11 protein-coding genes are annotated in these 21,034 nt (G+C 62.8%); 3 read left to right on the top strand and 8 right to left on the bottom strand.

Annotated elements, in window-relative coordinates; translation table 11 throughout:
• Positions 1–3: 3 nt before the first annotated feature.
• From FEZ60_RS00555 to FEZ60_RS00530, 6 genes are all read right to left on the bottom strand, one after another.
• On the bottom strand, positions 4–846 hold the full coding sequence (locus FEZ60_RS00555) for a siderophore-interacting protein (RefSeq protein WP_172935320.1): 843 nt from the start codon (positions 844–846) through the stop codon (positions 4–6).
• Positions 843–2,156 carry an enterobactin transporter EntS gene (gene entS / locus FEZ60_RS00550; protein WP_033234872.1) on the bottom strand — a complete coding sequence of 438 codons (1,314 nt, stop codon included), beginning with the start codon at positions 2,154–2,156 and terminating at the stop codon, positions 843–845. The genes FEZ60_RS00555 and entS overlap by 4 nt, the downstream gene beginning before the upstream one ends.
• A complete protein-coding gene (locus tag FEZ60_RS00545) occupies positions 2,153–3,166 on the bottom strand; it encodes an ABC transporter substrate-binding protein (RefSeq protein ID WP_033235010.1) in 1,014 nt (337 codons plus the stop codon). The genes entS and FEZ60_RS00545 overlap by 4 nt, the downstream gene beginning before the upstream one ends.
• Positions 3,166–15,621, bottom strand: coding sequence for a non-ribosomal peptide synthetase (locus FEZ60_RS00540; protein ID WP_172935319.1), 12,456 nt, complete (start codon positions 15,619–15,621; stop codon positions 3,166–3,168). Before FEZ60_RS00540 ends, FEZ60_RS00545 begins: the two co-directional genes overlap by 1 nt.
• A 243-nt stretch (positions 15,622–15,864) precedes the next feature.
• Positions 15,865–16,317, bottom strand: a complete 453-nt coding sequence (locus tag FEZ60_RS00535) for a flavodoxin family protein (RefSeq protein WP_045067948.1) — start codon at positions 16,315–16,317, stop codon at positions 15,865–15,867.
• A 40-nt stretch (positions 16,318–16,357) separates the two neighbouring features.
• Complete coding sequence (locus FEZ60_RS00530; RefSeq protein WP_045067325.1) at positions 16,358–16,588, bottom strand: phosphopantetheine-binding protein; 231 nt, start codon at positions 16,586–16,588, stop codon at positions 16,358–16,360.
• Positions 16,589–16,742: 154 nt separating this feature from the next.
• Here FEZ60_RS00530 and FEZ60_RS00525 point away from each other — a divergent pair, with 154 nt between their 5' ends.
• From FEZ60_RS00525 to FEZ60_RS00515, 3 genes are all read left to right on the top strand, one after another.
• Positions 16,743–17,903: an isochorismate synthase gene (locus tag FEZ60_RS00525; RefSeq protein ID WP_045067324.1), complete on the top strand. Its 1,161-nt coding sequence runs from the start codon at positions 16,743–16,745 to the stop codon at positions 17,901–17,903.
• Positions 17,904–18,024: 121 nt separating this feature from the next.
• Complete coding sequence (locus tag FEZ60_RS00520; protein ID WP_233366177.1) at positions 18,025–18,972, top strand: hypothetical protein; 948 nt, start codon at positions 18,025–18,027, stop codon at positions 18,970–18,972.
• Between the two features lie 37 nt (positions 18,973–19,009).
• Positions 19,010–19,678 carry a DUF3105 domain-containing protein gene (locus tag FEZ60_RS00515; protein ID WP_233366178.1) on the top strand — a complete coding sequence of 223 codons (669 nt, stop codon included), beginning with the start codon at positions 19,010–19,012 and terminating at the stop codon, positions 19,676–19,678.
• A 6-nt stretch (positions 19,679–19,684) separates the two neighbouring features.
• On the opposite strand, the gene FEZ60_RS00510 is transcribed toward FEZ60_RS00515, so the two are convergent.
• Both FEZ60_RS00510 and dapB read right to left on the bottom strand, forming a co-directional pair.
• Complete coding sequence (locus FEZ60_RS00510) at positions 19,685–20,152, bottom strand: hypothetical protein (protein ID WP_033234876.1); 468 nt, start codon at positions 20,150–20,152, stop codon at positions 19,685–19,687.
• Between the two features lie 28 nt (positions 20,153–20,180).
• On the bottom strand, positions 20,181–20,945 hold the full coding sequence (dapB, locus tag FEZ60_RS00505) for a 4-hydroxy-tetrahydrodipicolinate reductase (protein WP_033234877.1): 765 nt from the start codon (positions 20,943–20,945) through the stop codon (positions 20,181–20,183).
• Between the last annotated feature and the right edge of the window lie 89 nt (positions 20,946–21,034).

Here is a 21,034-nt window from a genome sequence, read left to right as displayed (position 1 = left end):
GGTTCAGTCTTCGTCGTCCTCGTCGAAATCTGCGACGCCACGCTTCCAGTAACCCGTTATCAGGTAGTCGCCTTTGTCCAACTTCAAGTTGTCGCGAACGAACCTGCGAAGCGGCTTGAGGCTCGTGGCTTCCCCGGAGATCCAGGCGTAGATACGCTCATCTTCAGCAACGGTGACAGTTCGCACTGCCTGCTCGAGCAAATCGGAATGTCCGGCCGGAACGTCACCGCGGTGCAGCCACCGGACCTCGACACCCTCAGGGACCGTCAACTCGATTTCCTGTGAAGCGTCGGTAATTTCGATGAACGCCCACCCGGTTGCAGCTTCCGGCAGCATCTCGAGCCACCGGGCGATCGCGGGCAGCGCCGTGATGTCGCCGGCGAGGAGGTACCTGTCGTACGTCCACGGCACGATGACGCCACCGGGCGGACCTGCCACATGGATCCGGGTACCCGGTGTCACGGCCTGGGCCCAATCGGAGGCGAAGCCACCTTCGTGCAGGGCGAAGTCGATGTCCAATTCCGCCAGATCCGGGTCGTACCGACGGACGGTGTATTCACGCGAGATCGGAAGCGGTCTAGGCCATTTCAGCATTGTCCCATCACGCTCGGGCAGGCGAAGTGTTCCGTCCTCATTCGGGTAGACCAGCCGCACATGTTCATCCGGAGCGTGCGACTCGAACCCTTCGAGTTCGGGTCCACCCAACGTCAACCGCAACAACCCTGATCCGACCATGGTGCTACGAACAACTTCGAGTTCACGAATGCCGATGGGGTACGGCACTTTTGCGCCGCTGGTTCCCGCCAGCACGTCGGCAATGGTCGCGAGATGGTCTCCTCGATTCATGAACTACCTTCCTTTTCCCGCGCAGCAGTGGCCACGGGCACCGCATTTTCTGGGTGAGAGTCTGGGCGATCGAGCACGATTACCTCTGAAGTTACCCGCCGCACCGAACCCAGTGTTGCGAGGAGTATCAGTCCCAACGTCAGGCCTGCAATACCCAGGGCCAGCAGTGCAGTTCCCGGTTCGAGCCACTGGCCGAGGAATCCCGCTGCCATGGACCCGATCGCCGTACCTGTGACGGCCTGCACCATCCACAGACTCGACACGCGTCCACGCAATTCGTCCGGCGTGTTCTGTTGCAGGACGGCGAATCGCAAGATGTCGTTGAGGGCTCGTCCGAGTCCGAATCCGGCAAGGCCGAGGAAGGCGAGGAATACAGCCCCCGAGGCCCCGAGAATCACCAAACCGAGCGGCATGAGCGCGACCGATATCAACATAGCCGCGCCGTTGCGGTGAACGCGCCCAGTCCATCCGCTGGTCAGCGAACCGATCACCGCGCCCACTGCCGGTGCCGCGTACAGCAGACCCAGCATCGTTGGGCCACCGCCGAGTACGTCGTCGACAAAGGCCGGAAGCAGGACCATCGGACCACTGACAAACATGACCAGTAATCCGCTGATCAGGATTCCGCGGATCACGGTGTGGGTACCCGCGAACTTCACTCCCGTCACGAGAGCGCGGACGGGGCTTTCGTGGTCGGTGCCGGGCGCCGGCGCCGGTCCGACAGCTTGGAAGAGAGTAACCGTGGCCGCCGTGGCCGCGGCGGCCACGAAGTACGTCACAGGAATACCGCCGGAGGCGATGATCACTCCGGCAATCGCCGGCGAGATCATCGTCCCGACATCGGTGGTCAACGCCACCAGCGCGCCGGCTGCCGCCATCTTCTCGCGGGGCAGCAGCGCCGGCATCAAAGCCATCAGGGCCGAGCTACTGACGCCGCCGGCCAAGCCGTCGATCGCCGCTGCGACATAGATGACCCACATGGACGGATGCGGAAGCAGAGCGTTGCACCCGAGGATCACAAATCCGAGACCCGCAGCGCTGCGGGCAAGTTGGATAGTGCGTCGCCGATCGTATCGATCCGCGAGCACCCCACCGAACAGGCTGCCGACGAACATGGCGACGGCCATCGCCGTGGACACTCCGGCAACCTGCAAGGTCGACTTGGTGAGCTGGTACGTCTGCGCGGGAACGGCTACGACAAGTAGTCCGATCCCGAGCAGCGAGATCATTCGCGCGGAGAACGCGTACCGGAAGGGACGGCTGGTCCGCAATGGTGATACATCGATGACCAGCCCACCGAGTCGGGTCATGCGAAGGTCTGACCGATCAGGTCGAGGGTCGCCATTGCGCCGTCGTAGTCAGGACGGTAGCTGGTGGCGGGAAGCTCGAACGTCGTTCCGGCCTTGAAGGAAGGAAGCTGCGAGTACAGCGGATCGGTGGCAAGTTCTGCCATCGGGCGTCCGGATACCGGAATGACAAATGCGACAGGGGCGTCGGCAACCTGCGAGAGCATTTCCGGGCTGACCTCGAACGAGTCACCCGAGCCGAAGAGCTGCGGGTTTCCGGCCTTGGTCATGACGTCGTCGGCCTTGAATCCGAGTTCTGCAAGCATTGCGGGCAGAGCGGCAGTCGGCGGCACGAGGTACGGCTTGTTGTTCGCGAGCGAGAGGATGTAGACGACGTTGCCCTCGGGAACGGTGATCTTGCCCTTTACCTCTTTGACCTTGGCGTCGTATGCATCCATCAGAGCCGGAACCTGGTCGGAGCGTCCGGCGGCGTCGGCGACGATCTCGAGCTGCTTGTCCCATGCGGCAACGGTGCGCGGCACGAGGACGGTCGGCGCAATTGCTGTGAGCTGGTCGTAGAGCTCCTCAGCCTGCACCGAGGTGACACCCTGTCCACCACCGATGATCAGGTCGGGCGCAGCTGCGGCGACGGCTTCGATGTTGAGCTGCTCACCGGCGGGCAGTTCCTTGGTGCCCTGGGCCTTTGCATCCGCTGCCCAAGCCGGCGGGAAGCCGCCGTCGAGGTTCGTCACACCCAAAACGCGTGTGTCGGTTGCGACTACGGGTGCGTCGAGTGCATAGAGGTAACCGGCGAGGCCACCGCTGAGCACCACGATCCGTTCTGCCGACGCCGGTACGGTGACAGAACCCTTCTCGGTTTCGATCACACGCGTCGTAGGTTCGTCTGCCTTTGCAGGCTCGTCCGAGGACGCGCTGCTGCAACCGATCATCGCAACGAGTGCAACGATCAACAGACCCGCAATCGCGACGAATCGTCGCCAACTTCGAATCGCGAGGGGCGGTGTGGACTTCATCATTCAACTCCCATTGTGTTTCCAACTGTGTGGTTTGTGGGCTGCGACAGATGACTGTCGAGCAGTGGCGCAATTGCCGCCCAACCGGCTGGGGTCACCAATCCGGCGTGGTCGAACGGTAGGTGGTGGACTGAAAGTTCCTGGTCCCCCCGGATTGTGCGCCAGCGATCGGCCAGCACTTCCCCGGACACACCCGTGTCAGCGGTGATCAGAGTAACCGACCCGGCGTAATTCGGGTCCACCGATCCCGACGCCAGTGAACGAGTGGCATCAAATCCGGTTCGCACCAACTCGACCAGGGCGGGTGCCTGCGCAAGGAGTTCCGGCGGGAGTGCCGCTGCCAAGTCCTGTTCGGTGCTGCGGTCTTCCCGGTTCTCAGCGGACCGGGTTCCGAGCGGGTGGGTGTCGATCAGACCGGTGAACCCTACCGCGTGTCCCGCCTCCGCCAACTGCGCAGCCATCGCGTGAACGACGTTGCCACCGAACGAGTATCCGAGAAGGTGATAGGGACCGTCCGGTTGCACGCCGCGAATCGTCTCGACGTACATCGATGCCAGTTGATCCACGTTCGTAGCTTCGAGGGTGTCGCCCGCGAGCGTCGGCAACTGCAGGCCCAACACCGGACGATCAGCCTCGAGCACCCCGGTCAGCGGTGCGAAAGGCCACGCGAATCCGCCCGCAGGGTGAACACAGAACAACGGTTCGGCGGCGCCTTCGGCCCGCAGCGACACCAGGTGATCACGGCTGAGGTCCACATCGAGCGCACCCTCTGCGATATGAGCCGCAAGTTCGGCAACGCTCGGACGAGCCATCAACGTTCCCACGCCCACTCCGACGCCGAGTTCGTGTTCTACTTCGCCCACTAAACGCATGGCACGCAACGAGTCTCCACCGAGGTCGAAGAAGCTCTCTTCCGGATCGACGGTGTCGACACCGAGAACATGCGCGAAGACCTGGCACAGTTGCTTTTCGGTCTCGGTGCGAGGCGCGCGCGCCGCTGCCCGGGTCGGCGGCGCGGGCAAGGCCGCTCGATCCAGCTTTCCGTTGGGTGTCAGCGGAATCGAAGCGACGGTGACGATATCCGACGGAACCAGGTGCGCCGGTACACGTTCCCGCATGACCGCCCTGAGGTCTCCCGGTGCACAACCCGTTTCGGGAATCACGTAGCCGATCAGCCGTGGCGCCGCACCGTTGTCACGCCGAACGGTCGCCGCGGCGCGAAGCACGCCGGGGCACGCTGCCAGTGCAGATTCCACTTCACCCAGCTCGATCCGGATTCCTCGAATCTTCACCTGATGGTCTGCGCGTCCGAGGTATTCGAGTTCGCCGTCGCGCCGTCGACGCACCACGTCACCGGTCCGGTACATACGCCCGCCGACGCTGAAAGGGTCGGCGACAAATACCGACGACGTCAGAGCGGTCCGATCGAGGTAGCCCATCGCTGTTCCGTCACCGGACATGTACAACTCCCCCGCCGCCCCTACCGGGACTTCGCGCAGGCCTGAATCAAGCACCCGCGCCGACGCATTGAGGATCGGCCGCCCCAAGCACGGGGTGTCACTTGCCCGAACTGGCGAGCCCATCGCATTGATCGTGAACTCGGTGGGGCCGTACAGGTCGTAGCCGTCGACGCCGTCCTGATTACGCAACCGCGACCACAATTCCGCGGGAACCGCTTCGCCGCCGAGCATGACCAGCGCCGGAGTGTGATCACCGTCGAGAAGTCCGGCCGCCGTCAATTCCCGTGCATACGAGGGCGTCACGTTCACGACATCGATGCCGACGGACTGGTAGTGCTTGACCAATGACACCGGATCCAGCCGCGCCTGCTCGTCGATCACGTGAACCTCATGACCGGCGAGCAGCCAGAAGAGTTCTTCCCACGACATGTCGAAGGAGAAGGACACCGTGTGTGCGATACGCAATCTTCGCCCGGCAGCGCTGTTTTCGGTCGGCGTGAAGATTTCGGCCTTGTGGTTGTGGTACATCGTGGTCAGGCCGCGGTGGCCCACCACGACGCCCTTGGGTTTGCCCGTGCTGCCCGACGTGTAGATCACGTAGGCAGGCTGATCCGCCGATGTCGGACCGCCTACCGCTGCATCGGCAACAGTGGGTGTCTCGGCGCGGCCGTCAAGAATGTCAACGATGTTCGGCAGGTCGATGACAATGCTTGTCCGACCCTCAGCAGCGACGAGATCGTGTTGATCGGCAGTGGTGATCACCACGGCCGCATTGCTGTCTTCGATCAACTCCCGCAGCCTGGCGGCGGGATGCGCCAGATCCAACGGAAGGTAGGCAGCTCCGGCTCGCATGACGGCAAAGATCGCCACCACGTGATCCGCTGTCCGCGGAAGTGCAAGCGCAACAACGCCGGCCGGCCCAGCGCCGGACGACGCAAGTATTCGCGCCAACCGATCAACTCGCGTATTCATCTGCGCAGCGCTCAACGTGACATCGCCGAATACGAGTGCGGTGTCGTCCGGTGTCGCCAACGCTCGTTCTCGCAGCAACGCGTCGACGCTGCCGCCAGGCTCTCCGGGAACGGGCATCGTGACGTGCTGCGACACGAACTCGGTGGGCGTCTGGGCGCGCGGAACCGCAGTGTCGGCCACGGTCGCCGCCTCGGAACGCGCCATCAGTTCGAGGATGGCTTCGGTACGAGCCAGAACGTCGTGCGCCACATCGCCCGGAACCAGATCCGGCCGGTTCTCGAGAACAAGCGCCATCGACGCCTCACCCACACCGGGATCAACATCGAGTGTGAGCGCGTAGTGGGTGCCGTCCACCGCGTCGAATCCGACGATTCCACTGCGCCCGAACGTGTCCTGGCGTGCCTGTTCGTCGCGAGGGGTATTACGGAAAACGTAGAGCGTGTCGAACAGTGCGGCAAATCCGGCCGCGCGCTGAACGTCGCCGAGACCCACATGGTGATGTTCGAGGAGTGAACCCTGCTCGCGGAACAACCGTCCGAGGAGGTCGGAGATCCGCTCCCCGGGGCGAACATTCATGCGCACCGGAATCGTGTTGAGCGCCAGACCCACCATGCGGTCCGCGCCGTCCACCTCAGGCGTACGCCCGGACACCGTCGAACCGAAGACCACGTCGTCACGACCGGTCACTGCTCGCAGAGCCAGTCCCCAGGCCGCGGAGACAACCGTAGACAGGGTCACACCGGTCCTGCGCGCAAGGTCCCGTACGTCACTACTGATGCTCTGTTCCAACACAACTCGCGTGAACACCGGAAGAGGCGCACTACCGCCGGAACCGGTGCCGCCGACAAGCGTCGGCTGTTCGAGGTCTGCCAGATAGTTCTTCCACGACGAAAGAGCCTCCGGGCGATCTGCCTCGGCGATCCAGCGCAGGTGATCACGGAAATCCGCCGGGGTTTCCAACGCCGAGTCGAGGTGGACCGGATCTGTGCCGTTCGAACGAGCATATTCGTACAGCGCAAACAGTTCCGCGTACATCAGCGTCTGCGACCAACCGTCGGTCAGCAAGTGATGCTGGGTGAATACGAGATGCGCGCCGCCGCCCGGCAACCACGCCAGAACCATTCGGATCAGCGGCGGTGCGCTCAGATCGAAGACGGTGGCGAACTCTTCTTCGTCGAGTGCGCGCACTGCACCCTCGATCTCGCCGACCGGAGTAGTGCTCAGGTCAACTTCCCGGAAAGGCATGCAGGCTGCTAGCGGAACAAACTGAACCGGAGCGTCGAACCCGGCGTGAGTGAAGCCGGCACGCAGGTTCGGGTAGCGGCGCAGAAGTGCATCACCCGCCGCGCGCAGCGCAGAAATGTCCACATCGGCCTCCGCCGAGAACGTGAATTTCGGCTGCATGTGGTAGACGTCAGTGCCGCCGGCACCGTCGAGTACCGATTGGAAGTACATGCCTTCCTGCAACGGACCGAGAGGCAACACATCCCGCCAACCCGGACTGAGAATGTCGAGACGTATCCGCCGATCGGAGTCGACGGTCACCAAGGGGTGCCGCAACCGATCCGGCGCCGTTTCGGGAAGCGCCTTGCGGTCGACTTTTCCGTTGAGCGTCAACGGAAGCGCATCCAGCACCGTCAGTGTCTGCGGCACCATGTGTTCGGGAAGCAGCAGCGCAACTTCCTTGCGAACCAAAGCCGAATCGAGGCCGGTACCGACTTCAGCCACCACGTATCCGTGCAGACTTCCGATGCCTGCCGCATCTACTCGGACGGTGGCTGCCGCACGAGATACACCACTCACGCCGCAGAGCGCGCCCTCGACCTCACCGAGTTCGATACGGAACCCGCGGACCTTCACCTGATCGTCCGCACGTCGCAAGAAATGCAACACACCGTTCCTGCGTCGAACCAGATCACCCGTGCGGTACAGGCGGGCGCCCGGCACGCTCGGATCCGCCACAAACCTGGTGACCGTCAGATCGGGTCGGTTCAAGTATCCGCGTACCACCTGCGAACCGCCCAGGTACAGCTCGCCTGCAACACCTTCCGGAACGTTCCGCAGATCGTCGTCGAGTACCCGTGCGTGGACGTCGGTCCACGGCCGCCCGATCGTGACCCGATCATCGCGATCGAGTACCGCCGATGTCGCCCACACTGTCGCTTCCGTTGGTCCGTACACGTTGCGCACCGACGGGCAGAATGTCACCAGGTCATCGGCCAGGTCTTGCGGAAGTGCTTCTCCACCCACCAACGCTCGAACCTGGAGAAGGCGATGCGCATTCTCGTGTTCCGTGACAACTCGCCACAGCGACGGAGTTGCCTGCATGACGGTGGCACGGCTTTGCGTGATCAACTCGAGCAGGGCATCCGGATCACGGACCGTCCCCCGATCGGCGAGCACAACGGTGGCACCGGCAGCCAGCGGACACAACAATTCCAGCGCGGCGATATCGAACGACACCGTCGTCACCGCAACAATGCGATCGCCTGGCCTGATCCACTGATCGCCGATCACAGTCTCGGCGAACGCCGCGAGATTGGCAGTGCTGACCATCACTCCCTTGGGTCGACCCGTCGAACCCGAGGTGTGGATGACGTAGGCAAGGTGCTCACCGGCCGGTCGCGGTTCTGCAAGAACAACATCAGAACTCGTCTGTGCTGCGTCCACGAACACCACCGCAGGCGCAGTCGAGGGAAGTTGCCCTGCCACATCGGAACTCGTCAGAACACAAACAGGTGCCGCGTCCTCGATCATGAATTCGAGCCGCTCGGCCGGATAATCGACATCGAGTGGCAGGTACACCGCGCCGACGCGCAGAACAGCCAGCAGTGCTGCGACCAGATCCACGGATCGGTCGAGGGCAACGGCAACAACCTGCTCCGGCCAGGCACCGGCGGCAACAAGTTCGCGCGCCAATTCGTCCACCCGGCGCGATAATTGGAGGTAGGTGAGCGTCGACTCGCCGGAGACCAGCGCGATGACGTCGGGTGCTGCGACGACATTCCGCTCGAACAGGATCGATATTCCCGCTGGAGCGTCAACTCGCCGCGGTGGGTCGTTATGCGGACGAGCCACTGTCGGCAGCAATTCGGGAACGGGAAGGTCCCCGTGCCGGGCGCCGCGCTCGAGTACCGAGATCACGGTGTCGAGGAGGGCGTCCGCGGTGGATCCGTCGTACACCTCGGCATTGACGGTCAGGTGAATCTCGGAACCAGCGCGCACAAACTCGAGATCGACGACTGCGTCGGCACGCCCCACGCGAGCGGCACACAGACTTGCCCGAGAACGATCCAGTAGGTTCGCGAGTCGATCGAGACTCACGTCGGAATGCAAACCGGCGCCGGACATGGCGTTCTCGACCCGGTCCACGACCTGGGTAAAGGTCGGTCGGCCGCTCAGATCGACCCGGATGATCGACTCCGCTTCGGCGTCGACCAATCCGACCGCTATGTCGCGGCCGGCACCGAAGGTACTCAGCGCGGCGGCAACTGCAGCGAGCAGCATCGAATCCCGGTCGACGGTTTCGCCCAGCTGCCGAATGTACGTGTGGGCACGGTACGCCGGGGACGGAGTTCGATCGTAGGGAAGATCCACGTCGAACGGCAGACCGCCGAGCACCTGAACCCAGTACTTTTCGTCGTCAGGATTTCCCGGCTCGGCGCCGCCGCGCGGCGCCTCGCTCTGATCCCCGACAACGTCCACGGGCGCTGCCACGGTCGAGTCCAGCTCGAGCGCAACGAACTTCGTGTCGTCAATCCGTGCGACGCCGGCCAGCCCCAACGGGGTCGGCGTATCGAACACATCCGAAACCGATACGCGTAAGCCCAGCTTGCGCAGGCTTCCCACCAAACGCATAGCGGTCAGCGAATGACCGCCGAGAGCAAAGAAGTTATCAGCCGGGTTCACTACGGGAAGATCCAACACCGTTGCAGCGCAACGGCACAGTGCGTCCACGACGACAGGATCCACGGCACCAGGCGCTGCCACATCCGACTTGATCGGCGCCGGGGAAGGTCTGCGCATCGAAACGCGCTTCACGACGTCGAGGAGGTCCCCCGCGGGCAACGACGGCGAATGAACAACACCGCCCAGAATCTCACCCAATCGCGTCACCACCCGCGCAGCGGTGTCTGCGGGAATGGCAACAGGATCGTGGTAGAGCACAAGATCGAGGCCCAGGCTCGGCGGTGCCATCAGCGTCATCGGGTAGTGCGTGACACCACGGTTCGTGAAGCTACTGACGCGCAGCTCGTGCGAGCTGGGCTGGCCGGCTCCGGAATTCGGGAAATTCTCGAAAACGAGAAGTGTGTCGAACAGTTGCCCGATTCCCGCGATTCGCTCGATCTCCGCCAGGCTGGCGTGCTCGACGTCCTGCATATCGAATTGTGCGTTCTGCAAACCGGCAAACTGTTCGAGTAGAGGCACGTCGGCAGCGATGTCGAACCGCGCTGGAATCGTGTTGCTGAACAATCCGACCATAGCTTCCACACCGGAAAGATCGGCGGGACGACCGGAGACTGTCGCTCCGAAAACAACGTCCCACTGCCCCGTCAGCTCGGCAAGGACTGCAGCCCAGGCCCCTTGGACCAGGGTGTTGACAGTCAAACCGCGGGTGCGTCCGAGTTCGATCAGCGCTGCGGCGTCCGTGTCCGACAGCGGTACCGGAACCTGCACCGGCACGCCCCGTTCCGACTGTCCGTCAGCAACGAGCGTCGGAGTGGTCAGCCCACGCAGACGCTTGCTCCACGCTGCCCGTTGCGCATCCTCGTCGCGGTCGGCGATCCATGCCAGGTAGTCGCCGTACGGAGTCGGCGTCGGCAGACCGGCGTCACCGTCGTGGTAAACGTTCATTAATTCACGCAGGACGATGGGCGTGGACCAGCCGTCGGTGAGCAGGTGATGCGCATTGAGGATCAGCCGATGGACATCACCGGGTAGACGAATCAGTAGGGCGCGCAGCAGCTGCGGCAGTCCGACGTCGAAGATGTGCTCGGCAGCCTCGTCCTCCAGTCGCTGCGCCGAACGCAGTGCTGCCGCCTTCGGTACCGCCGTCAGATCGACCGATCGCCAAGCGACCTTGGCCGAACGCGGAATTGCCTGCACCGGGCGATCGAACTGTTCGTAGTGGAACGCTGCGCGCAGGTTCGGATGCCGGTCGATGACCGTCTCGAATGCGTCAGCCAGTCGCGCGTCATCCAAGGGTCCGGTGAGATCAAATCGAGCGGTGAGGGTGTAAACATCTGCAACGCCGTCTCGAACGGCGTGGAACAGCAACCCTTCCTGCAACGGGGACAACGGAAGAAGATCGGCGAGCGGGCCGTGAATCGACTCCAGTTCGTTGATGCCGTCCTGATCGACCCAATCAGCCGAGCAGTCGGAGGGGGTCAATCCGCCAGCACAGAGTGCCGCATGCGCGGTGAGTGCCGCTAGAGCTTGGTCCCAATGTCCTTGCAGTTCATCGACGATCGCGGCGTCCAGCACCCGGCCCGCTGCCGTCCACTCGACAGCCAATTGGGGGTCACCGTCTTCGCGAACAAACGCATTGAGCGCCAACACTTCCGACATCGCCTTGGATGCCGGTTCGATCACGGAGAACGCGTCATGCTCGGGTAGCCTCCACCCGGTTCCCGGCAACGACGGGAAGCGTCCCAGATAGTTGAGCAGAAGTTCAGGCTCAACGACGTCGGAGAATTCCGGCGCCGCAACAGGATCGAGGTAGCGAAGCACCCCGTAGCCGACGCCCCCGCCCGGAACAGCGCGCTTCGCCTCCTTGACGCTACGCAGCAGAGCTCCGGCCGCCGCGCCACCGCTCAGAGCGTCGGTCAGTGCGTCTCGGCTCGAAATCGCGCCGGTGGGCACCGATACCGGGAACTCGCTGGTGAACCAGCCGACCGTTCCGGCGAAGTCGGTGTCTTCGGTCAGCGGATCACGACCGTGTCCTTCGACGGTCACCGTCTGCGTGTGACCCAATTCGTGCCCACGACTGTTCTGCCACGAACGCAACGCCAACATCAACGCTGCCAGCAATACCTCGTCTACCCGCGCTCGGTACGCCGCAGGAAGCGTGGCCAGAACCGCTTCGGTCACTGCTGCCGACGCTACGGTTGTGGTGCGGGCCGCGGTACTCACGGTGTCCGTCGTGGGGTCGAGTCGACGAGCGCCGATCGGAGCAGCGCTCCCACTGCCGATTGCCGTGATGCCGGCGGCGGTCTTCCAGTAGTCGAGTTCGGATCGCAGTGTGCCCGAAGCCCCGAACTCCGCGAGCACGCCCGCGTGCCGACGCCACGAACTACCTGAGACACCCAGCGTGGCGGATCGACGTTCGCGCGCAGCATCGGTTGCCTCGTGCAGATCGGGAAGCAGAATCCGCCAGGAAACGCCGTCGACGATCAAGTGGTGCGCAATGACGATCAACTGATCCGGGTGACCGGTTGGGGTTCGCAGCAACACGACGCGCAGGAGATTGCCTGCACGCGGATCGAGTTGCGCCGCAGCTTCTTCGGCGGTGCGCTGGATCAGTTCAGTGTCAGCACTTCCCGCGATCTCACTCACGAGCCCCTCTGCGCGCACGGCACCCGAGTCACGAACGATCAATTCGGTGGCGGCGCCGCCAGTTCCCCGTCGCAGTAGAAGTCGCAGTGCATCGTGGCGATCGAGGATCGTTTGGACCCCTGATCGGATGTCGTCGAACGCGACCACCTCGTCGATACGCACAGCGGTCCACTGTGCGTAACCGGCAATGGACTCGTCGGTGGGGTTCTTGTCGGTCAATGCACGCACGATCGGTGGTGCGATCACTGAGCCGGTCGCTACGTCGACTACAGCAGCGGCGCGGTTGTCATCGTCGGCGACCTCGCGGGCCGCCGCTGCGATGGTCCCCAAATCGCGCTGCGCCAAAAGCTCTTTCGGAGCAATGAGCACTCCGCGCGCACGTAGCCGACTACTGACGCTGATGGCGGTGATGCTGTCACCACCGAGACCGAAGAAGTCCTCGTCGACACCAACTCGGTCCCGTCCCAGAACCTCCGCCACCACAGCGCAGAGGATCTGCTCGCGGGGTGTGGATGCGGCACGACCTTCTGATTCCAGAACCGGAGCGGGTAGCGCCGCGCGATCAAGTTTTCCGTTGACAGTCACGGGAAGTTCAGTCAAGACAACAACAACCGAAGGCACCAGGTGATCCGGCACTCGCGTCGCAAGATCACGGCGCAGTTCGTCCTGCGGCGGCAAAGTAGCACCGGCCACAGCCACGACGTAACCCACCAAACTGGGGCGTCCACCGTCGGTGCGAATGACGGCTGCGGCCGCGCCGACGCCGGGCACGGCACCCAGAATCGCTTCGACCTCACTGAGTTCGATGCGATGACCACGGATCTTGACCTGCTTGTCACCGCGGCCGATGAATTCGTATCCGCGGCCCGGCACCCAACGGGCCAGGTCGCCGGCCCGGTACATGCGGTCACCGGGAGCCCCGAAGGGGTCGGCAACAAATCGTTCAGCGGTCGCGGCTTCCCGCCCGAGATATCCCCTGGCCAACTGAGGACCGGCCAGATAGAGCTCTCCGCGCTCGCCGTCGGCAACCGGCTTCAACGCGCTGTCGAGGAGATACGCGCGAGTTCCCGCGAGCGGGTAGCCAATTCGGGGTTCGGCGCCGCGGACGGAAGTAGCAATCGCGTCGACGGTTGCTTCCGTGGGTCCGTACAGGTTCTGGGCCGGCACATTCGCAGCGATGATCGCATCCCAGAGCGCAGGGGGCGCGGCCTCACCGCCGACAACCAACAATGCGAGTGGGTTTGCGCCCGTCAACAATCCACTGTCGACCAGTGCCGTAGCCATCGAGGGGGTGGTGTCGACGACATCGATCCGATCGCGCGCGAATGCGGAAACCAGTGCGTCGGCGTCCTTCTGAAGCTCTTCGTCGTACACATGCACTCGATGCCCACACAGCATCCACAGCAACTGGTCGAGGGATGCGTCGAAGGCAAACGAGGCCGTATGAGCGGTGTGCAGTTGCCGCCGGCCCACTCGGTTCGCAGCGTCACGGTAGATCGTCGCACTGTGGTGGTGTAGCAAATGGGCGAGTCCGCCGCTTCGCACCAGAACGCCTTTGGGTGTCCCCGTCGATCCGGATGTGTAGATGACGTAGGCGAGGTGGTCTGCGTGACGCGGAGCAGCCAGTTCACTCGCGGAGATAGGTAGATCGGAGTAACGCGTGAGTTCGTCGCGGAGCGTTTCGGACTCCACGACTACTGGATCCGGCCGGGAATCCCCCGAAAGTTGCTCCGCCAGTGCACCAGTGGTCAGCACAACCTTGGGCTGAGCGTCGTCGATCAGAGCCCGCAGGCGCTCTACCGGATGCTCCGGATCCAATGCCACGTACGCGGCCCCGGCTTGGAGCGTCGCGAGCAGTGCAACAACCATGTCGGCTGTGCGCGGTATTGCGATCCCGACTATGTCGTCAGGTCCGACGCTCCGGGCTCGCAACGCGCGCGCCAGTCGGTAGACGCGAGCGCCCAGCTCGCCGCCGGTCAGAGAATCGTCGCCGCACACCAGGACCGTGGCCTCTAACTGTTGGGCGACAACACGATCGAACACATCTGCAACGTGCTCGATCCGGCCGGCGCTCGGCGCGCTCTCACGGTCGACCAGAATCCGGTCGGCCTCGGCGACGGAGAGTACGTCCACCTGCCCGACAGCCGGATCGTCCTCCCCGACCATCGCGTCGATGATGCTGACAAATCCCGCGAGGCGTCGTTCCACGGATTCACGAGTGTTGGTGCGGGCGTCCACCTCGAACCCGAGGAGCACCTCACCGTCGGCAATGGGTGTAACAGTCAAGCCGAGGTCTTCCGGCGGACCGCCTGCAACGTTGCGCAGCACGCCCACAGCACCTGCGAAGTCCAATGCGAAGTCGAATGCCTTGAGATTGATACCGATTCCGTGAAGCAACGCACCGCTGCCGGCCACCGCGAGATCGCGGGCCAGGTTCTCGCCGCGGTAACGCTGATGAGCACGCATGCTCTTCATCGACGCCGCGACCTGCTTACTGAGGTCGCCGAGTCGATCACCGCTGCGGACCGTCAGACGCAGTGGCAGCACATTGACAGCCATCGCGGGAGTCCGGAGCGCCGTGCGACCGACCCGAGCCATCAGCGGCATCGCGATGACAACGTCCGACTCACCAAGCAGGCGATGCAAGAATGCTCCGTAGCAGGCAATAAGACCTTCGGCCCAGGTCGTACCCGTTGTGGCCGCCACTGCCTTGAGCTTGGTCAGGGTGTCGGCCGACATCACACTGCGGACCGCAACGGTTCGCTCGGCGGGCCCGGCAACCTGCTTGCCTCGACCGTCCAACGGCGGCAACGGGGTAAGAGCGTCACGCCAGTAGTCGCGGTCTTCGGCAAACTGCTCACCGCCGCGGTACTCCTCGTCCTCGGCAATCAGCTGCTCGATCGAGCCGAATCGTGTTGGTGCTACCTCACTTCCGCGCGCGAGCGCGGTGTAATGGTCGGCCACGCGGCGCGAGATCATTGCCGCGCTGTATCCGTCGACGATCAGGTGGTGATAGAGCTGGATGCACCAGACTTCGCGATCGGTGAGCCTGATCAGCGAGTACGTGTACAGCGGGCGTTCCACCATCGCCCGGCAGTACTCCGACGCCCGGCCTCGTTCGGCGTCGACGAGGGCGTGCGCAACCGCAACCGGGTCACGCTCCGCCCGCAGGTCGACTATCGGGATGTCACCGACGGGAGCGTCGGAAATGATCTGTCGAGGTCCGTCAGGCGTCTCGATCATGTGCAGCCGCATGGTCTCGGCCTCGCCGATCGTCGCCCGGATGGCATCTGCCAGAAGTGCGGTATCGATCGCGTCGTCGCCGACAATCTCGAGCACCTCGCCGACGAGATAACTCCGCGATTCCGGATCAAGTCTCTGCGCGTTCCAGATTCCGAGCTGAGCTCCTGTCAGTGCAAGCAAATTCTCGCTTGCCTCGATGGAGTTCGAACCTGGAAAAACGCTCACACTGATCCTTTCGCCGCGGACGTGCCACGCAAGGGTGGCCTAACCTCATTTTGGGCAGCCTAAACTAAATATGCGGCAAAGTGGAAGACTCACTCAGGGCAATTTTCGCAACCGCCGCCAAGTCGACGCTTTCCGACAATTACCGCAGGTGAAATACCGAATCTTATTGAAAGAACAACTACTTCATTTCCGACAACACCGCTGCTGTATCAAAATGTGGGATCGAACCCGAAACGGAATGCGTCAGCCCATCACGGTGGCAGCGACGGTTCCGCCCAATTCGTAGCACTGCTCACGAACGTTTTTGTCCACGGGCACAATCACTTCGAGCGGCTCGGCCACCGGAACCAAACCGAGACCGGCTGCAAGTGCCCGCACCGACGACACAGCACCGGCAGTGTCATTGTTTCCGTGCACCCATAACCCATATGGACGCTCGGACACCGCACCCAAGCATTGGTAATAGGTAGTGTCGAAAAAGTACTTCAATGCCCCGGACATATAGCCGAAGTTCGCGGTGGTTCCGAATATATATCCGTCAGCACCGAGTACGTCGGGCACGGTCGCTGCCAATGCCGGGACAGCAATAATTTCGACGCCCTCGATCTCCGGATCATGCGCGCCTGCCAGCACGGCATCAAGCAATTCATGCGTAGCGGGCGAGGGCGAATGGTGAACCACCAACAAAGTCTTCACGTCCACGAGAATACGACGCGCTTACCGCAGACAAGGCCGCTTACCGCGAGCAGAGAACCTCAACCCATGCATTGACGGTCTGCTCTTCCGCCAACTCGGCAAAATCTGCATCCGCTCCGTCGGCGCGCCACTGTTCGACCAGCATCATGAGCCGCACCGAGTCCAGGCCCTCATCGGTCAGATCCGTGTCGTCGCCGAGTTGTTCTGCCCTCATCGACAGAACTTCGGCAACGTCACGCACAATCCGGGCCCGGTCCACAGTGCTGCTCATCGATCTCCTCGTATAGTACGAATACGGAATGACTTTAGGCCAGCCTAACCATATTGGTACGTTGGTACCCAACTTGAAACTGGACACACAAATCTCGCACAACTAAGGCTAGCCTCAACATAGCAATAGTTCCGGACAATCTGGAAGGGCGTCCATGTTTGCACTGGCCGAAGTCGCCGAATACCCGTTGCACACCAACCGATCCGACAACGGAGCGGATTCAGTTTTCCTGCTCTCCCGCAGGCAGACCTCGGTTCAGACCTCCGGAGTGGTGGAAGAATTCGACTCGGCGTTCGACGCTGTAGAGGGACTCAAGACAGGGCGGATCGACTCGGTTGTGGGCGCCCTCCCCTTCGCTCCCTCAACACCGTGCGCGCTCACCGCGCCGCTGAGTTTCACCCGAACGAGGGGTGATCTACATCACTCCGGTGCGGTGAATCTTCCCTCCGCGAAAGTTGCCGGATGCAAACCAAGCCCCGTCGAGCACACCCGGCGAGTTCGCGGTGCGATCACGCGACTGCAGGCAGGCGAACTGGACAAGGTTGTTCTCGCACGCACGCTCGCGATCGCAACCGAATCGCCGATCTCGCCCACAGCACTCACGAGAAAATTGATCTCGCTCGATCACTCGCACAACGGGTTCTGCGTCGACCTCTCCCCCGCCGGCGGAAAATACCGCGGGCGAGCTTTGGTCGGTTCGACGCCGGAAGTCCTGATCGAACGCCGCGGAGACATCGTCACCTGCCACCCGCTCGCAGGTTCGATTGCACGACACCCTGATTCGAAGCAAGACGAAGCACACGCCCAGGAACTCCTGGCGTCCACCAAGGATTTGTCCGAGCACAAATTTGTCGTCGATTCGATCAGCGCGGTTCTCGGACCGCTGTGCCGATCATTCTCAGCGCCAAGCACTCCCGAACTGCTCCGCACGCCTCAACTCTGGCACCTCGGAACCAAGATCGAAGGGGTACTGGCCGACCCGAACACAACGGCACTGGAGCTCGCGCTTGCACTGCACCCCACTCCGGCGATCTGCGGAACACCGACCGATGCCGCTCGCGATCACATCACCGGGACCGAGGACGATCGTGGCTTTTACGCAGGTGCCATCGGATGGTGCGATCGGACCGGCGACGGCGAATGGATGGTTGCCATCCGATGCGCCGAGATCGCGGCCGACGGCCTCTCGGCGAAGGCCTATGCCGGTGGCGGAATTGTCGCGTCGTCGGATCCCGATACGGAATTGCGTGAAACCAGTACCAAGTTCCGAACGATTCTCAGCGCATTCGATCTAGCCGAAGATCTTGCCGAATAGTGGCTCACTACCGGTCGATGCACTCATTTTGACACCAACAGGTCGGGCGTTCAGTACCGTTTTGGGCGATACATCCTAATTCGTCTCTGGCTTCTCGCCTGGAGGGTTCCCTGTGAATCGAATGCGCGCCTCAACCCGCCACGCTGCGATGGTCGTCGGCGCAGTGACGATCCTCGTCACCGGGATTCAGTTCGGAACCGCATCTGCGCAGCAGGTATCTCCAACCTTCGAGGTGTTGTGCACCCCGACTGACACCGGCCTCACCGAACTGTCCGGGTTGGCGGATACGTCCACCGGAATGTACGCCATCGGCGACAGCGGGGCGGACAACAGGATTGCCGAACTCGACGCAGGCTGCCACGTCACTCGCTGGATACCGGTGGGGACTGAGACCTACGATGTCGAAGATCTCGACTCCACTACCGACGGCACTCTGTGGCTTGCCGACATCGGGGACAACAACAAGGTCCGTACGTCCGTGGCGCTGATCGGATTCGATCCCTCCGGCGCGGAAGCTGCCACACCACGTGCGCTGACCTATCCCGACGGCGCACATGACGCCGAGACCTTGCTCATCTCGCATGACGGGCTGCCCGTCATCGTGACGAAGGACTATCTCGGGTCGAGCGATATCTACGCACCGGCGGGTAATCAGAATGTGCATGACCTGAGCACGACTGTCCCGACACAACTGAACAAGGTCGGACACCTGCAATTCTCTCCGACCACAACTCCCGGCGGTCCGGTCGACGGAGCGGGAACAATGGCCGTCACCGGCGGCGCAGTCAGCACCGACGGCACGGTGGTCGCTCTGCGCACGTACACCGACGTCTACCTGTATTCAGCCCCCGACGGTGACGTAGTCAAAGCCCTGTCCACCAGAGCGATTCGGGTTCCGCTCCCGAACGAACCACAGGGCGAGGCAATTACATTCAACAACGACGGAGATCTGATCAGCGGATCCGAGGCCTACCAGGGGCCACTGCCACCACTGCTCATCCTTCGCGGAGCAACCGCCCTTGCCGTGGCGGGAGGCTCGGCGGGACCCCTGGGCTCAACGGGTTCGTAGACTCGGGGTCAATCCGCGGGACCGCTATCATCGCGGGGTGAATACACGAATTCGGATGAGCGGCGCTGCCATTGCACTGGTATGCACCGTTGCCCTCGGGGCAGCGGGCTGCACCCACGCGGTCACTGGCGCGCCGCTCCCCGATGCGTTTGTTCCGAGCGCCGACAACCCTGATCCGTCGGAAGCGATCGACGGGGTTGTGTATGTCGAATACCCAACGGCACTTCACGTCCAGCCCAATGAGCGTGTGGCATACACACATTCACCACCGTTCGGCGGGCGGCACGACGGGGTATGGGCTAAATGCACCGGAATTGTGTATCCACAGGCGATCCGAACCGAAAATGCCGTTCATTCACTCGAACACGGCGCGGTCTGGATCACGTACAACCCTGACCTTGTTTCAGCCGGCGACGTCGAACTCCTCGCTGGAAGGGTCAGCGGAAACAGCCATATGCTGATGTCACCGTATCCAACGCTCGACGCGCCGATCTCGTTGCAGTCGTGGGGACATCAACTCGAACTCGACCAAGCATCCGACATCCGAATCGATCAGTTCATCTCGGCGCTTCGACTCAATCCCGCGACGTATCCCGAAGTGGGAGCGACGTGTTCGATTCCGCCGTTGAGCTTCGACCCGGACAACCCGCCGCCGTTCGACCCCACCACTCCGGATCCGGCGTCCCCCACCACCGTTCCGGAGTAGACGGGTCTACTTGCCGCGCTCGCGTCGTTCCAATTCCACTGCCCGGCGCATGGTTTCGCGGGCACGGCTTCGGTCACCCGCGTAGTCGTAGGCGCGGGCAAGACGGAAGTTCTGCTTCCAGTTGTCGGGATCAGCTTCCCAATCAACTTTGACCGTCGCGAACAACTCGTCGGCTGCAGCGCGCTCGATCCGGCCCGACGGCAATTTCGGGAGCGTCGACGCATCGACGGCCAAGCCTTCGTCGTGGATCTGCTGAGCCAGGCGCTGATGGGTGAATCCCGCTCGCAATGTTGCGATCACCAGCCACAGTCCCAGGAACGGCAGGATGAGCACACCGATTCCCAGGCCGATGGCCACGCCGCCGCCGTCTTGGATGAGCTGAATTCCGCGTTGGCCCAGCAGCACGAAGTACACCGCCAAGGCAATACAGATCGCCGTGATCAAGATGAGCGTGCGGGTGGTTTTGTTGTTCATGTTCTTGGTACTCACGGCTCTGTAGTGCTCACAAATCCAGGAACGAATCGATGCCGACGGTAAGGCCGGGGCGAGACGCGATCTGGCGAACGCCGAGCAGGACACCCGGAGCAAAGGAGTTTCGGTCGATGGAATCGTGACGGATGGTGAGCGTCTCGCCCTGCGTGCCCAGAATGACCTCCTGGTGCGCGACCATCCCGGCCATGCGCACCGAATGCACGCGCACACCGTCTACATCGGCGCCGCGGGCACCGTCGAGTTCAGTGGTCGTGGCGTCAGGACTGGGACCGACACCAGCTTCGGCGCGCGCCGCAGCGATCATCGCCGCAGTGCGGTACGCAGTGCCGGAAGGCGCGTCAGCCTTGTAAGGATGGTGCAGTTCGATAACTTCGACGGAATCGAAGAACCGAGCTGCGGCAGCCGCGAAGCGCATAGACAGCACAGCACCGATCGCGAAGTTGGGCGCGATCAGGACCCCTGTGGTGGGCTGGGCGTCGACCCACGACTGCACCGTCGCAAGCCGACTCTCGTCGAACCCTGTGGTGCCGACAACGGCGTGAATGCGATTGGCCACGAGAAACTCCAGGTTTCCCATCACGACATCGGGATGTGTGAAGTCGACCACGACCTGAGTGCGGGTGTCGACAAACGTCTCGATCGGATCGCCGGTATCTACCTGCGCAACCAGTTCCAGATCAGCGGCAGCCTCGACTGCTGCGCAGATTGCCTGGCCGACCTTGCCCTTGGCTCCCAGAACCCCAACCCTGATGGGTGCTGCACTCACGTCTTCCACGCTCCGTCCGATGCATTGTTGTGGGGTAAAGCCTACGCAACCGGGCAGATGGGCTCACCATCAGTGCAACAGGAGTTTCGTCACGACTG

Source organism: Rhodococcus sp. MS16 (assembly GCF_013277795.1).
Classification (GTDB): domain Bacteria; phylum Actinomycetota; class Actinomycetes; order Mycobacteriales; family Mycobacteriaceae; genus Rhodococcus_F; species Rhodococcus_F globerula.
Note: the sequence above shows the minus strand (reverse complement) of the source record. Positions and strands in the feature narration are given on the sequence as shown.

What these genes read in the sequence shown, in the direction of transcription:
- FEZ60_RS00555 (WP_172935320.1), bottom strand. Translation starts at nt 846, where the DNA reads ATGAATCGAGGAGACCATCTCGCGACCATTGCCGACGTGCTGGCGGGA.
- entS (WP_033234872.1), bottom strand. Translation starts at nt 2,156, where the DNA reads ATGACCCGACTCGGTGGGCTGGTCATCGATGTATCACCATTGCGGACC.
- FEZ60_RS00545 (WP_033235010.1), bottom strand. Translation starts at nt 3,166, where the DNA reads ATGAAGTCCACACCGCCCCTCGCGATTCGAAGTTGGCGACGATTCGTC.
- FEZ60_RS00530 (WP_045067325.1), bottom strand. Translation starts at nt 16,588, where the DNA reads ATGAGCAGCACTGTGGACCGGGCCCGGATTGTGCGTGACGTTGCCGAA.
- FEZ60_RS00525 (WP_045067324.1), top strand. Translation starts at nt 16,743, where the DNA reads ATGTTTGCACTGGCCGAAGTCGCCGAATACCCGTTGCACACCAACCGA.
- FEZ60_RS00520 (WP_233366177.1), top strand. Translation starts at nt 18,025, where the DNA reads ATGCGCGCCTCAACCCGCCACGCTGCGATGGTCGTCGGCGCAGTGACG.
- FEZ60_RS00510 (WP_033234876.1), bottom strand. Translation starts at nt 20,152, where the DNA reads ATGAACAACAAAACCACCCGCACGCTCATCTTGATCACGGCGATCTGT.